Below are 14,317 nucleotides of genomic sequence, written 5' to 3' on the forward strand. Positions count from 1 at the left end.
AGGTCTGTGCAGGTGACGCGAAAGTTCCTTCACCTTCACAAACCCTCGACCCGGAAAGTCTCAGATCCAACATTTCATCTTGCTGAAAAGACGCTGAAAATCTTGTGGTGTCCGGTTTGAGCCACTAGCGTCATCAACACAGCGGATGGTCAGGGGAATCCGCTGGCTCGCCGGACCCGAACCTCGCCATTGCAAGCCAGCCCACGGTTCAGGCCGGTGCTTCTGCCGATTCCGGCATTCCTACCATTAGAAGGGAAATCCGATGTCCCAGGTAACGCAACCGCGTGTGCGTCGTGTGTGGGTGGTCCTTGGTGCGTCCGTCCTGTCATCGCTGCTGCTGGCCACGCCTGCGCTGGCCGGTGATGTCCAGCTCAGCGGCCTGCAGTCCGCGCCGACCCATCAGCGGTTCATCGTGAAGTACCGCGACGGCAGTGCGCCGGTGGCCAACACCACCGCACTCGCCTCTTCGCTGAAGACCGCTGCTGCCGGCATCGCCAGCAGCCAGGGCCGCGCGCTGGGCCTGCAGCAGGTCCGCAAGCTCGCTGTCGGCTCCACCGTGGTCAGGACCGACCGTGCACTGGACCAGGCCGACGCCGAACTGCTGATGCGCAAGCTCGCCGCCGACCCGAACGTGGAATACGTCGAAGTCGACCAGATCATGCGCCCGACGCTGACCCCGAACGACACCCGCTTCAGCGAGCAGTGGGGCTTCGGTACGTCCAACGCGTCGATCAACGTGCGCCCGGCCTGGGACAAGGCCACCGGCACCGGCGTGGTCGTGGCCGTGATCGATACCGGCATCACCAACCATGCCGACCTCAACGCCAACATCCTGCCCGGCTATGACTTCATCAGCGACGCGGCGATGGCGCGCGATGGTGGTGGCCGTGACAGCAATCCCAACGACGAGGGTGACTGGTACGGCGACAACGAGTGCCAGGCCGGTTACCCGGGCTCGAACTCCAGCTGGCATGGCACCCACGTGGCCGGCACGGTCGCTGCGGTGACCAACAACAGCACCGGCGTGGCCGGTACCGCCTTCAATGCCAAGGTCGTGCCGGTGCGCGTGCTCGGCAAGTGCGGCGGCTATACCTCCGATATCGCCGACGCTATCGTCTGGGCCTCCGGCGGCACGGTCAGCGGTGTGCCGGCCAACGCCAATCCGGCCGAGGTCATCAACCTCTCACTGGGCGGCGGCGGCAGCTGCTCGACCACCTACCAGAACGCCATCAACGGCGCGGTCGGCCGTGGCACCACCGTGGTGGTCGCTGCCGGCAACAGCAATACCAACGTGTCCTCGTCGGTTCCGGCGAACTGCCCGAACGTGATCGCGGTTGCCGCGACCACCTCGGCAGGTGCACGTGCCAGCTTCTCCAACTACGGCACCGGCATCGACATCTCCGCACCGGGCCAGGGCATCCTGTCCACCCTCAACAGCGGCACCACCACCCCGGGCAGCGCCAGCTATGCGTCCTACAACGGCACCTCGATGGCGGCGCCGCACGTGGCTGGCGTCGTTGCGCTGATGCAGTCGGTGGCACCGAGCCCGCTCAGCCCGGCGCAGGTGGAAAGCATCATCAAGAGCACGGCGCGTCCGCTGCCGGGTGCGTGCTCGGGTGGTTGCGGCGCCGGCATCATCGACGCCGATGCCGCGGTGACAGCCGCGATCAACGGCACCACGCCCAACCCGGGTGGCACCGTGCTGCAGAACAACGTGCCGGTCACCGGCCTTGGCGCGGCCAGCGGCGCATCGCTCAGCTACACCGTCAACGTCCCGGCTGGCAGCGCGCAGCTGCGCGTGGCGATCAGCGGCGGCAGCGGTGACGCCGACCTGTACCTGCGCCAGGGCAGTGCCCCGACCGACACCGTCTACACCTGCCGCCCGTACCTGAGTGGCAACAACGAGACCTGCACCGTCAACAGCCCCGCTGCCGGCGTATGGCACGTGCGGGTGAAGGCCTACAGCACCTTCTCGGGCGTGACCCTCAACGCCCAGTACTGAGCCCAAGCCCCTCTCCATGGGCACGCCCCGGCTTCGGCCGGGGTGTTTTTTTGTAGAGCCGAGCCCACGCTCGGCTATCAGAGGGCTGCCGAGCATGGGCTCGGCACTACAAATCCCTCAAACCGACTCGAACCGGTTCGCCGCCACGTTCTTGCGCACATGCTGCGGATCGAAGATCCGGCCATTCATCGCGATGAACACCCCCGCCGGCAGCGACTGCACCGCACCGATCGCACAGCCGATGTTGAACTCCGCATCCGAACCACGGAAACGCGCCGGGCTCAGCGCACCGGTCATCACGATGGTCTTGTCGGGGATCGTCGCCAGCACCTTGCCGGTCTGCACCATCGAATCGGTGCCGTGGGTCACCAGCACGTGGCGGGTGGGCTGCGCAGCGATCGTCGCGCGGATCAGCTCACGATCGTCGTCGTTGATGTGCAGCGAATCCTTGCGCAGGATCGGAATCACGTTGAACCGGAACGTGACCCCCAGTTCGCGCAGGATCATGCCGATCTGCGGGTCGCCGATCTGGTAGTCCGACTTGTCGTCGAAATAGATCTTGTCGATCGTGCCACCGGTGGTGACGACCAGGAGCTCTTCCATCATGTGCATGCGCGAAACCAAGGCAGGTACAGCGGCGCGGGGCCGGGAACGCAGATGATACGGCCCGCCGGGCGCAGCGTCAGCGCCGCGGACCGAAACGGGCGCGCAGGCCGGGCAGGCTGGCCGAGAAGATCACCAGCAGCGCCAGCGCGATCTCGATCAGCGCCAGCCAGCGGGTCTCGGGATGGCTCCAGGCGCTCATCACGCCGTGGCTGAACCAGCCCAGGGCCAGCACCGCCGCCCAGAACCCGGCCTTGCGCCAGCCCAGCCGCAGGGCGATGGCCAGCGCCAGCGGTGGCGCGGTGAACACCAGCTGGGTGGCCAGCCAGTGCCTGTCGTTGATGAACCAGCCGGCAAACAGCGCCGCCAACCCCATCAAGGCCAGCAGCAGCACGGTGCGCGGCGCGGCGCTCATCGTGCCAGCCGCTGCGCGATGTCGGCCACGCGCCGGCCCAGCGCCCGTGCCAGAACCGCCTCATCGTCGGTCGGTTGCGGGTCGTCGGCGGCACCGGCCACGTGGCTGGCGCCATACGGCGTGCCGCCACTGGTGGTGTGGCTCAGCGCCGGCTCGGTGAACGGAATGCCGACGATCAGGCAGCCGTGGTGCAGCAGCGGCACCTGCATCGACAGCAGGGTCGACTCCTGGCCGCCATGCATCGACGCGGTGGACGTAAACACCCCGGCCGGCTTGCCCGCCAGCGTGCCGTTCACCCATTCGGCGCCGAGCCCGTCGAGGAAATGCTTGACCGGCGCGGCCATGTTGCCGAAACGGGTGGGGCTGCCCAGCAGCAGTCCCTGGCACTCCACCAGGTCCTGCACGCTTACATACGGCGCGCCATCGTCCGGCACCGGGGGCTGCGCGGTCTGGGTGACGGCAGCCACCGGCGGCACCGTGCGCAGCCGCGCCGCCATGCCCGGCACCTCGCCGATGCCGCGCGCGATCTGGCGCGCCAGCCGTGCCACCGAACCGCCGCGGCTGTAGTACAGCACCAGGATTTCGCCCATCGCGCCCAGCTCTCCTCATCGTGTGGACGCCAGTATGGCTATCCTGCACCGATTCCGCATCGGGTACCCTTTCGCCGATGGAACCTTTGGATACGCTCAATTTGTGGATGGAGCGCGCGCGGGATCGCGCACGCGCCGCCAGCTTCGGCCGCTTCCTGTGGCGCCGCTTCCTCGACGACCGCCTGTTCCAGGCGGCCGCCGCGCTGGCCTACACCACGGTGTTCGCGCTGGTGCCGTTGGCGATCGTGGTGTTCGGCGTACTCTCGGCCTTCCCGGTGTTCGACCGCTGGAGCGACCAGCTCAGCGACTACGTCTTCTCCAACTTCGTGCCCAATGCCGCGCGCGCCGCCGAGGGCTACCTGCGGCAGTTCTCGGCCAGCGCAGGCCAGCTCACGGCCGCCGGCTTCATCGCCCTGGTCATCTCGCTGCTGATCACCCTCAACAGTGTTGAAGAGACCTTCAACCAGATCTGGCGCGTCGGCAGCAGCCGGCCACGACTGACCCGCTTTCTGGTCTACTGGACGGTGCTGACCCTCGGCGCGATGCTTGCCGCCGCTTCACTGGCCGTGTCGGCGCGGGTGTTCGCGATGCCGCTGTTCGGCACGCAGGAGGGGCGCTGGCTGGCCGATCTCGCGTTGCGGCTGGCGCCGATCCTGATCGAATTCGTCTGCATCACCCTGATGTTCCGGGTGGTGCCACACCACACCGTGAAGTGGCGCCACGCGGTTCCGGGTGCGATTCTCGCCGCGGTGATCCTGGAGCTGGTGAAGTGGGGCATCGGTGCTTACCTGGGCAGCTTCCAGTCCTACCAGAAGCTGTATGGCACGGTGGCCTTCGTGCCGATCCTGCTGCTGTGGATCTACCTGTGCTGGGTGGCCGTGCTGCTGGGCGCGTCGCTGGCATCGTCGATGGCGGCCTTCCGCTACCAGCCGGTGGAACTTCGCCTGCCGCAGGGCTACGAGTTCTATGGCCTGCTGCGCCTGCTCGGGCGCTTCCAGCACGCACGCGCCAAAGGCAGGGGTCTGGCCGACGACGAGATCCTGCGGCTGGAACCGATGCTGACCGACTCGCTGCTGCAGGACCTGGCCTGCAACCTGGAGGGCATCGGCCTGCTGCGCCGTGATGAGCGCGGGGAATGGCTGCTGGCCCGTGACCTGGACCAGGTCAGCCTGGGCGATCTGTACGAATGCACGCAGCTGCGCATTCCGGTGGCCGAACAACACCTGCCTTACCGCGATGACAGCCTTGGCCGGGCCGCATTGGCCGCGCTGGATGAGTTGCGCCTGCCGCTGCGTGAACGCCTCAAGCGTCGCGTCAGCGACATCTACCCTGATTCTGGAGACGCCCCATGACCTGCAAGACCCCGTTGCTGCTGGCTGCGCTGCTGGCCCTGGCCGCCTGCAAACCCGCGCAGGAGCCGACCCCGGCCAGCAGCCAGCCGCCCGCGCAGGCACCGACCCCGGCCGCGCCGGCGCCGGTGGAGGACACGCCCGCCGAGCGTGTCACTGCCGAGTTCCCGACGCTGAAGATGAAGGCGGTCGATGGCAGCGATTACGACCTGGCCGCACATCGCGGCAAGTGGGTGGTGGTGAACTTCTGGGCGACCTGGTGTGCACCCTGCCGCAAGGAAATGCCCGAGCTGTCGGCATTGCATGCCATGCGCAGCAACATCGAAGTGGTTGGCCTGGCCTACGAGGACATCGAGGCGCCGGAGATGCAGTCGTTCCTGACCAAGCATCCGGTGACCTATCCGATCGTGATCGTCGATCCGTTCGATCCGCCGGCCGACTTCGCCACCCCGCGCGGCCTGCCGCTGACCCACCTGATCGATCCGCAGGGCAAGCTGGCCCACAGCTTCCTGGGCCCGGTCACCGCCGCCGACATCGAACAGCAGATCGCGGCTGCCAAGTAACAGGTGGGTCGGCAGGGCTGCGCCCTGCACCTGCAGAGGCCAGAGCAACAGCCGAAGCAACAGCAGAAGCGGGTTTCCTGAGGGTAGGCGGGGTGGGTCCGGTTGCGGGGGACGCTGCAAGTACGTCCATGTAAGCTCGGTCGCGCCATCCATGGCGCTCACGCCCCCGCAACCGGACCCACCCCGCCTTCGACAGATTCTCGCGAACTGTCGGAATGGCATGGTCTGCTCTTGGTGGGTGTCGACCTTGGTCGACACGTAGATCCACGCCATGCGTGGATGCTCTTCGTTCAATTGTCGAAATATTCGATTTCAGTGGAGATTCATTCACGCATAGCGTGAATCCATCAGCCACCGGAAATCTGTCGAAGGTGGAGCGGTGTCGGATTGCGGGGTGTCAGCCGCATGGGCTCGAGGCATGCCTCGGGCGGGTTGGGCAGGACGCCCAACCCCGGTCTTGCCGTGTGCGCAGGATCGCGCACACGAGCAAGCGGCTGCCAAGCCTACAAGGACGTACTTGCGGCGTCCCCGCAATCCGACACCGCCCCGCCATCCCACGGAATGCCGCTTCGGCCGTTGCTTCGGCTGTTGCCGTTGCCTGTAGCAGGTGCAGGGCCGCACGCCCTGCCGACCACCCCTACTCCTTGACCGGAAAATCCTCGATCGGCTTCAGCACGTCGTAGTGCTCGCGATGCAGCTTGCCCTTCAGCTTCGGCAGCTCCGGCAGCGGCGCATCCACCCGCGTGTCCGGCAGCCGGTCCAGCAGGTTGCGGGCCAGGGTCAGGCGGCCCAGCCGCTGGTCGTTGAAATCCACCAGCGTCCACGGCGCACCGTCGCGATGGGTGGCGCGCAGCATTGCCTCGCGCGCTTCGGTGTATGCGCTGTACTTGCTGCGTGACTTCAGATCCACCGGCGACAGCTTCCAGCCTTTCAGTGGATCGACATGGCGTTCGGCAAAGCGCTTTTCCTGCTGCTCCTGGTCCACGCACAACCAGTACTTGAACAGCAGGATGCCGTCATCCACCAGCAGCTGTTCGAACACCGGTGCCTGACGAAGGAACTGCTGGTACTCGGTCTCGCTGCAGTAGCCCATCACCCGTTCAACGCCGGCGCGGTTGTACCAGCTGCGGTCCATCAGCACGATCTCGCCGGCAGCCGGAAGATGCGAGGCGTAGCGCTGGAAGTACCACTGCGTGGCTTCGCGGTCGGTGGGTTTGGGCAGCGCCACCACCCTGCATTGGCGTGGGTTGAGGTGCTCGCTGATGGTCTGGATCGCGCTACCCTTGCCGGCGGTATCGCGTCCTTCGAACAGCACCAGCAGGCGTTGCCCGCTGTGCTGCACCCAGCGCGCCATCGCAGCCAGTTCCAGCTGCAGCGGCTGCAGCAGTTCGTCGTATTCCTTGCGCTTGAGCTTGGCCATCGTCATACCACGCGGGAAGGAAGCCCGAGCGTAGCGCAGGGCGATGTCAGGGCGTGTCGAGGCCCTGCCAGCCGTGTTCGCGGGCCAGCTGCTGCAGCAGTGCGGACAGATCGCGCGCGAAAGCTGCCATGTCGAACAGGCCACTACGCTCGCGTGCCTGCGCCAGTTCGGCGCGCACTGCGGCCAAGGCGGCCGGATCGTTGCCGAGTGCGCTGGCGGTGGCGATGAACGACGCGTCGTCGGCGACGTTCATGTGCTCCAGGCCCAGCTGATGGTTGAGGCTGCCGGCCACGCGCGCGGCGAAGGTGGCGCCGGGGCAGGTCAATACCGGGCAGCCGGCCCACAGGGCATCCGATGCGGTGGTGTGTGCGTTGTACGGGTTTGTATCCAGGAACAGGTCGGCCAGCTGATAGCGGGCCAGATACTGCGGATGCGGCAGTTTGGCCATGAACACCAGGCGCGCCGGGTCCAGTCCAGCAGCCTGCGCCGCGGCACGCAGCCGCGCATCGGCCTGGCCGGGGCCGGACAGCAGCCACAGCACGCTGCCGGGTACTGCCTGCAGCACCGCGAACGCGCGGCCCATGCTGCGCGGGTTGAGCTTGTAGCTGTTGTTGAAGCAGCAGAACACCGTGCCCTGCGCGGGCAGCCCGCATGCCACGCGCTCTGGTGCCGGCTCCAGCATGCGAGTGCTGTCCGAAGGCTGGAACGCGCGCGGCAGGCGCAGCACACGTTCGCTGTAGTGCGGTTCCAGCGGGGGCGGCAGCGTGAAGTGGTCAGCGATCACGGCATCCAGCCACGGAGCACCGGAGGTGCCGGGGTAGGCCAGCCAGTTGAGCTGCAGCGGGGCAGGGCGCATCGCCAGTACTTCCGGTGTGCCACCGCCACCCCAGCCGCGCAGGTCGAACAGCAGGTCGATGCCCTGTGCACGGATGCGTGCGGCCGTATCGGCATGGCGCAACCCCGCCACGTCATGCAGCTGGGTAGCGGTCTGCAGGCGTTGGCGGATGCGGCTGCCATCCTCGGCGTTGAGCGCGAACAGATGCAGGTGCAGGGCCGGGTCCTGGCTCATGTGTTCCAGCAGTGCCACCGTCAGCAATCCGGTGGGATGAGCGCCGAAACCGTTGGACAGGAAGCCCACGCGAAGTGGACCTCGTTCGCGCAGCTTCACCGGGGGCAGTGGCCGCACCGACCCCGCCACGGCGGCCGCACGCGCACGCGCACAGGCTAACTGTTCGGCCGCGCTGGCGTCTTCGCTGAGGAACGCGAAGGGCTCAACCACGCCCTGGCCAGATGCAAGCGCGCCGCGCACCTGGGCGGCCAGCGCATCCACGTCCTGCCAATCGCACAGGCGACGCTGCCAGGCGAGGCGCTGTGCGGCGATATACGGCTCATCGGGCATCAGCGCATGCGCGCGGCGATAGGCTGCCGATGCACCTTCCGCATCGTTGGCATCTTCCAGCGCGTGCCCCAGCCACAACGCGATGCCCGGGTGCTCCGGTGCCAGCGCGGAGGCCTGGCCCAGCAGCGTGGCGGCATCGGCGTGCGCCCCTGCCATCCACGCTACCCGGCCCAGCCGGGCAAGTGCTTCAGGATGATTGGGCCGCAGCTGCAGCGCGCGTCGCGCGGCCTGCTCGCCGGCCGCAATGTCGCCGGCTTCCAGTTCCAGGTCGGCCAGCATCACCCAGGCAACGAAGTCGCCGGGCTGGCGCGCGATCGCCTGCTGCAGTTGCTGCCGCTGCTGCCAGGCCGACATGCGGGTCAGCCGGCCGAAAGCTGGGCCAGGGCATCGACCTGGTGCTCGTGGCTCAGTCGCTGCAGCAGCGGATCCAGGTCGCCGGCCAACACGTTGGGCAGGTCGTACAGGGTCAGCCCTTCCACGCGGTGGTCGGTGATGCGGCCCTGCGGGAAATTGTAGGTGCGGATGCGCTGGCTGCGGTCGCCGCTGCCGACCTGCAGGCGCCGAGATTCGGCCTGCGCCGCGTCATGGCGCTGGCGCTCGGCATCGAGCAGCTGTGCCTTCAGGCGTTTCATCGCCTTGTCCCGGTTGGCGTGCTGGCTGCGCTCGGTCTGGCATTCGACCACCACGCCGCTGGGCACGTGGGTGATGCGGATCGCCGATTCGGTCTTGTTGACGTGCTGGCCGCCGGCGCCGGAAGAACGGTAGGTGTCGACTCTCAGGTCAGCCGGGTTGATGACGATCTCATCGACTTCGTCGGCTTCCGGGATGATCGCCACGGTTGCCGCCGAGGTGTGGATGCGCCCCTGCGATTCGGTGGCCGGCACGCGCTGCACGCGGTGCGTGCCCGATTCGAATTTCAGGCGCGAGAACGCGCCACGGCCGACCACGCGTGCCACCACTTCCTTGTAGCCGCCATGTTCGCCGGGATTGTCCGATTCGATCTCGACCTTCCAGCCCTGTCGCTCGGCGTAGCGGGCATACATGCGGAACAGGTCGCCAGCGAAGATCGCCGCCTCGTCGCCACCGGTGCCAGCGCGTACTTCCAGGAACAGGTTGCCTTCATCGCGCGGGTCGCGCGGCACCAGCAGCAGCGCCAGTTCCTGCTCCAGTTCCTGCAGGCGGGCTTGCGCGGCGGCAATTTCCTCGTCGGCCAGCTCGCGCAGGTCCGGGTCCGCACGCATGCTTTCGGCCGCAGCCAGGTCGGCCTTGGCGCGTGCTTCATCGGCCAGTGCGGTGGCGATCGGTTCGAGCTGGGAAAACTCGCGCGACAGATCGCGGAAGCGCGCGTTGTTGGCGACCACCTCCGGTTCGGCGAGCAGACGTTCCAGTTCTTCGCGGCGCTCGGCCAGCGCTTCCAACTTACGGCGCAGGGTCGGCGTCATCGGTTCTCACAGGTGGGTGGCGGTAACCCGGCGTCGCCGGGAACAGGCGCTCGGCGGCGCGGGTCAGGTCGGCGTCGCCGCTGAGCGCGGCCGCACGCAGGGCGGCGGTCGGCGGGTGCAGCAGGCGGTTGGTCAATCCGTGGGCAAGCAGTTCCAGCACTTCGTCGGCCGGCTTGCCGTTGGCCAGCTGCTGGCGCGCGCGTTCCAGCAGTTCGGCACGGGTGGCCTCGCCGAAGGCGCGCAGCTGCCGCAGCGGTGCCTGGTGGGCACTGGCCTGCAGCGTTTCCACGAAGCGCGAGACCTGCAGGTCGATGATCGTCTCGGCCTCAGCGGCGGCCTCGCGGCGGCTGCGGCGGTTGTCTTCCACCGCGCGCTCGAGATCGTCCACGGTGTACAGGAACGCATCCTTGAGCGTGGCAACGTCGGCTTCGATGTCGCGCGGCACGGCCAGGTCGAACAGCAGCATCGGTTTGTGCCGGCGCGCACGCAGGGCGTTGGCCACTGCGGCACGGTGGATCACCGGCTCACGGGCGGCGGTGGCCGAGAACACCACGTCGGCCTCGGCCAGGTGGCGTTCCAGCTCGGTAAGCGGCAGCGCCACACCGCCATGGCGGCTGGCCAGTTCCTGCGCATGGGCGAGGGTGCGGTTGGCGATCAGCAGACGCCGCACCTTGCCTTCGCTGAGGTGGCGCGCGGCCAGTTCGATGGTCTCGCCGGCGCCGACCAGCAGCACGGTGGAATCATCGAGGCGGGCAAATGCGTTCTGTGCCAGGCGTACCGCTGCCGAGGCCACCGAGACCGGGTTGGCGCCGACCTGGGTATCGGTACGCGCGCGCTTGGCCACCGAGAACGTCTGCTGGAACAACCGGTCCAGGCGCTGGCCGAGCAGGCCGTGGTCGCGCGCGGTCGACCAGGCATCCTTCACCTGGCCGAGGATCTGCGGCTCGCCCAGCACCATCGAATCCAGCCCCGTCGCCACCCGGAACAGGTGGCGCACGGCATCGGCATCGGCGTGCTGGTACAGATAGCCCTGCAGGTCGCCGGCCTGGGCGTGCAGCCACTGGTCCAGTGCCTGCGCGGACTCGGCGACGGCATACAGCTCGGTGCGGTTGCAGGTGGACAGCAGTACCGCCTCGGCGATCTGCGGGGTATCGCGCAGCGAACCGAGCGCGCGCGGCAACGCGTCACCGGCGAAGGCTGCGCGTTCGCGCAGTTCCACCGGTGCGGTCTGGTGATTCAGTCCGAGCACCCACAGGGTCATTGTTCAGTTGCTTGCGATAAGCTGCTGGCCATTGGACGACATTTTAAGGCCCCGATGCCGACGATGCCCGCATTGATTCGCATCCCCAGTGTTCTGCTGCTGTCTCTGGCCTGTGCCCAGGCCCTGGCGGCGGTGCCCGCCAAGGCGCCCGCACGGCCCGCGGTGACTGAGGAACTGGCGCTGGAGCCGGTCTTGGCTGGTGAGTTCGCCCTGCAGGCGGGCAAGCTGGCCGAGGCCGCGCGCTGGTACCTGCAGGCCGCCCAGCAGACCGACGGCGACGCCGGCCTGGCCGAGCGGGCGACCCGCATCGCCATGCTGGCCAACGAAGATGATGCTGCGGCCAAGGGCCTGGCCCTGTGGCAGCAGCGTGCGCCACGCTCATTGGCGATGCGCAGCGCCGCCGGTGCGCTGGCGATGCGCCAGGGCGATGTGAAGACTGCGCGCGGCGAGCTTCAGGCCTTGTTGCAGGATCCGGGCGACGAGGGCTGGAAGTTTGCCCTGGGTGCCCTGATCGGCGGCGGCCGCGATCCGGCCGTGCCGGCGCAGGTGCTGGGCGAGCTGGTCGATGCCAACGCCATTCCCCAGAAGATCGAGGCCTGGCAGGAGTTTGGACGCCTGGCGTTGCGCATGGAGAAGCCCGAGCTGGCGCGGCGCATGATCGATGAGGTGGTCAAGCGCTTCCCCGAGGAGCCGCGCGTTGCCTTGCTGCGCGCCAGCCAGCTGCAGCAGGCCGGGCAGACCGACCAGGCGCTGTCGCTGCTGCGTGGGGTGGAACCGAAGACCCGTCAGGATCCGGAACTGCGCAATGCGGTGGCCATCGCCTATGACAGCCTCGGCCAGCCGGCAGCGGCCGAACGCGTGCTGGCGGTCGGTCCGCAGAATGTGCAGACGTGGGGCATGCGCGCTTCGCTGCTGGCCAAGCAGGGCGACAAGGCCGCGCTGTCCAATCTGTACAACGAACTGTCGCGGCAGGCGGCCAAGCCGGACCCGGCCCAGCGCCTGTTGCTGGGCAAGATCGCCGAGTACCTCAAGCGCTACCCGGAAGCGGTCAACTGGTACCACAGCGTGCCTGGCGGCAATGAACTGAATGAAGCGCGCCTGCGCGCGGCCAATGCACAGGGTCTGGCGGGCCGGCAGTCGCTGGCGCTGGATGAAGTGCATGCGATCCAGTCCGATGCCGGGGTGGATGACGATGTGCGGCGCGATGCGTATCTGCTGGAAGCCGAGCTGCGCCAGCGCGCCGACGACCTTCCCGGCGAGATCGATGCACTGGCCCGTGGCCTGGCGGCGTATCCGGACGAGAACGGCCTGTTGTATGCCCGTGCGCTGGCCTGGGAGCGTCGCGATGACATCGCCCGCGCCGAGGCCGATCTGCGCAAGATCCTGGTGACCGAGCCGGAGAACGTGCCGGCTCTGAACGCACTGGGATACACCCTGGCCGACCGTACCGGCCGCTACCAGGAAGCGCTCGAACTGATCGACCGCGCGCGCGTGGCCGAGCCGGACAACGCGGCCATCGTCGACAGCTATGGCTGGGTGCTGTATCGGCTGGGACGCAACGCCGACGCGCTGGTACAGCTGCGCCGCGCCTGGACGCTGGCCAAGGACCCGGAAATCGCCGCCCACGTGGGCGAGGTGCTGTGGGTACTGGGCAAGCACGATGAAGCCCGTCACTTCTTCGAGGAAGCGGCCCGGCTCGACCCTGAAAACCGCGCGCTGCTGCGCGCCCGCGAGAAATTCAATCCATGAGTGTTTGCACGATCCGGCCGTTGCTGCTGGTGGCCGTGACCCTGGCCCTGAGTGCCTGTACCACCGTTGGCCGGCAGAAGACGCCGGCACCGGCCGTGGTCAGCACCGTTTCCGCCGAAGCGGCCGCTACCGAGGTCGCGCGCGTGGAAGCGCTGCGATCGGCAGCGGACTGGAATTTCCAGGGCCGGGTGGCGGTCAGCAAGGGCAAGGACGGTGGCAGCGGCCGCATCGACTGGAAACAGGAAGGCCAGCGCTATGTCGTCGAACTGAGCGCGCCGGTGACCCGCCAGAGCTGGAAGTTGAGCGGTGATACCCACCATGAAGCCGGGCGCCTGGAGGGACTGGCCGGTGGTCCGCGGGAGGGTGAAGACGCGCAGGCGCTGCTGCTGGAGGCGACCGGCTGGGATATTCCGGTCAATCAGCTGCCGGACTGGGTACGCGGCCTGGTTGCCGGCGACAGCGCTGGGCCGGGAAAGATCGACCGTGATGCTGATGGCCGTCCGCGGCGCATGCAGCAGATGGGGTGGGTGATCCAGTATCTGGACTGGTACCCCGCCGAAGCCGGGCGTCCGGCCCTGCCGCGCAGGGTCGAAGCGGTCAATGGCGACGCCAAGGTGCGCCTGCTGGTCGACCAATGGGGCCAGGGCGCGCCATGAACGCGCGGGTGGATGACGCGGGCTGGTCCTGGTGGCCGGCCCCGGCCAAGCTGAACCTGTTCCTGCACATCACCGGCCGCCGTGCCGACGGCTACCACGAGCTGCAGACGGTGTTCCGCCTGCTCGACTGGGGCGACCGGATCGGCCTGCGCCTGCGTGAAGACGGTCAGGTGCGACGGCAGGGCGATGGCCTGGCCGGCGTCGCCGAAGCCGATGACCTGGCGGTTCGCGCAGCGCGGATGCTGAAAGAAGTGGCGAATGTCGAGAAAGGTGTCGACATCATCGTCGAAAAGCATGTTCCTGCGGGCGGCGGTTTCGGCGGCGGTTCGTCCGATGCGGCCACCGTACTGGTGGTTCTGAACCGGCTATGGGGCGCGGGGCTGGACGAAAATGCGCTGGCTGCGCTGGGGTTGCGCCTTGGCGCCGACGTGCCGGTGTTCGTGCGTGGCCACAACGCCTGGGCCGAAGGGGTGGGCGAGCGGCTGCAGCCGATCACCCTGCCGCAGGCCTGGTATGTGGTGGTCGAACCGGGCGTTCATGTGCCGACGCCCCTCCTGTTCGCTGATCCGGATTTGACGCGCGACAGTCCACAGGCGAAAATAGAGGACTTCGCTTCCGGCACGCTGGTCGGGAACGTGTTCGAACCGGTGCTGCGCCGCCGTGAGCCTGCCGTCGAGGTCGTGCTTGCTGCGTTGAGCGACATCGGCACGGCACGTCTGACCGGTTCGGGAAGTGGTTGTTTCGTCGAGTTCGATTCGCAGGCTGCCGCCGAGCAGGGACGAGCGAAGTTGTCGAAGGAGTTGCGGGCAAGGGTGGCTGCGGGCGTTGCACGTTCGCCACTGCTGGATGCACTCGAGCAACACTGATT

Annotated in this window: 13 protein-coding genes; 6 read left to right on the plus strand and 7 right to left on the minus strand. The window is 67.8% G+C overall.

Translation table 11 applies throughout. The annotated features are described in order from the left end of the window. The first annotated feature begins 262 nt into the window (after positions 1 to 262). Positions 263 to 2,002, plus strand: a complete 1,740-nt coding sequence (locus CR156_RS00970; protein ID WP_100551629.1) for a S8 family peptidase — start codon at positions 263 to 265, stop codon at positions 2,000 to 2,002. A gap of 117 nt (positions 2,003 to 2,119) precedes the next feature. Here the strand turns inward: CR156_RS00970 and CR156_RS00975 are convergent, their stop codons facing one another. The 3 genes from CR156_RS00975 to wrbA form a co-directional block, all read right to left on the minus strand. Beyond that, entirely contained in the window at positions 2,120 to 2,605 is a 486-nt protein-coding gene (locus CR156_RS00975) for an asparaginase domain-containing protein (protein WP_033830416.1), read from the minus strand. A gap of 79 nt (positions 2,606 to 2,684) precedes the next feature. Beyond that, complete coding sequence (locus tag CR156_RS00980; RefSeq protein WP_100551630.1) at positions 2,685 to 3,020, minus strand: DUF2069 domain-containing protein; 336 nt, start codon at positions 3,018 to 3,020, stop codon at positions 2,685 to 2,687. Further along, positions 3,017 to 3,610, minus strand: a complete 594-nt coding sequence (wrbA, locus tag CR156_RS00985) for an NAD(P)H:quinone oxidoreductase (RefSeq protein ID WP_093818977.1) — start codon at positions 3,608 to 3,610, stop codon at positions 3,017 to 3,019. The genes CR156_RS00980 and wrbA overlap by 4 nt, the downstream gene beginning before the upstream one ends. A gap of 77 nt (positions 3,611 to 3,687) precedes the next feature. On the opposite strand from wrbA, the gene CR156_RS00990 reads away from it, so the two are divergent. Both CR156_RS00990 and CR156_RS00995 read left to right on the plus strand, forming a co-directional pair. Next, positions 3,688 to 4,962: a YihY family inner membrane protein gene (locus CR156_RS00990; protein WP_100463142.1), complete on the plus strand. Its 1,275-nt coding sequence runs from the start codon at positions 3,688 to 3,690 to the stop codon at positions 4,960 to 4,962. Beyond that, a complete protein-coding gene (locus CR156_RS00995; protein ID WP_099820219.1) occupies positions 4,959 to 5,522 on the plus strand; it encodes a TlpA family protein disulfide reductase in 564 nt (187 codons plus the stop codon). Before CR156_RS00990 ends, CR156_RS00995 begins: the two co-directional genes overlap by 4 nt. Positions 5,523 to 6,159: 637 nt before the next feature. On the opposite strand, the gene ppk2 is transcribed toward CR156_RS00995, so the two are convergent. Genes ppk2 through hemA form a run of 4 tightly spaced genes read right to left on the minus strand, consistent with a single transcriptional unit; the run spans position 6,160 to position 11,044 of the window. Then, a complete protein-coding gene (gene ppk2 / locus CR156_RS01000; RefSeq protein WP_100554049.1) occupies positions 6,160 to 6,942 on the minus strand; it encodes a polyphosphate kinase 2 in 783 nt (260 codons plus the stop codon). Positions 6,943 to 6,988: 46 nt separating this feature from the next. Further along, the gene (locus tag CR156_RS01005; RefSeq protein ID WP_100551631.1) at positions 6,989 to 8,695 is read right to left on the minus strand and encodes an O-linked N-acetylglucosamine transferase, SPINDLY family protein; all 1,707 of its coding nucleotides are present in this window, start codon (positions 8,693 to 8,695) and stop codon (positions 6,989 to 6,991) included. Positions 8,696 to 8,700: 5 nt separating this feature from the next. Then, complete coding sequence (prfA, locus tag CR156_RS01010; RefSeq protein WP_089238955.1) at positions 8,701 to 9,783, minus strand: peptide chain release factor 1; 1,083 nt, start codon at positions 9,781 to 9,783, stop codon at positions 8,701 to 8,703. Further along, positions 9,761 to 11,044, minus strand: a complete 1,284-nt coding sequence (hemA, locus tag CR156_RS01015) for a glutamyl-tRNA reductase (RefSeq protein WP_100463152.1) — start codon at positions 11,042 to 11,044, stop codon at positions 9,761 to 9,763. Before hemA ends, prfA begins: the two co-directional genes overlap by 23 nt. A 63-nt stretch (positions 11,045 to 11,107) precedes the next feature. Here hemA and CR156_RS01020 point away from each other — a divergent pair, with 63 nt between their 5' ends. From CR156_RS01020 to ispE, 3 genes are read left to right on the plus strand one after another with little or no spacing between them, the layout of a single operon-like run. Beyond that, positions 11,108 to 12,793, plus strand: coding sequence for a tetratricopeptide repeat protein (locus tag CR156_RS01020; protein WP_207764185.1), 1,686 nt, complete (start codon positions 11,108 to 11,110; stop codon positions 12,791 to 12,793). After that, positions 12,790 to 13,449, plus strand: a complete 660-nt coding sequence (lolB, locus tag CR156_RS01025) for a lipoprotein insertase outer membrane protein LolB (RefSeq protein ID WP_100551633.1) — start codon at positions 12,790 to 12,792, stop codon at positions 13,447 to 13,449. Before CR156_RS01020 ends, lolB begins: the two co-directional genes overlap by 4 nt. Further along, positions 13,446 to 14,315: a 4-(cytidine 5'-diphospho)-2-C-methyl-D-erythritol kinase gene (ispE, locus tag CR156_RS01030; RefSeq protein ID WP_100554050.1), complete on the plus strand. Its 870-nt coding sequence runs from the start codon at positions 13,446 to 13,448 to the stop codon at positions 14,313 to 14,315. The genes lolB and ispE overlap by 4 nt, the downstream gene beginning before the upstream one ends. Positions 14,316 to 14,317: the final 2 nt, after the last annotated feature.

Origin of the sequence: Stenotrophomonas lactitubi (genome assembly GCF_002803515.1) — a bacterium.
Lineage (GTDB): Bacteria > Pseudomonadota > Gammaproteobacteria > Xanthomonadales > Xanthomonadaceae > Stenotrophomonas > Stenotrophomonas lactitubi.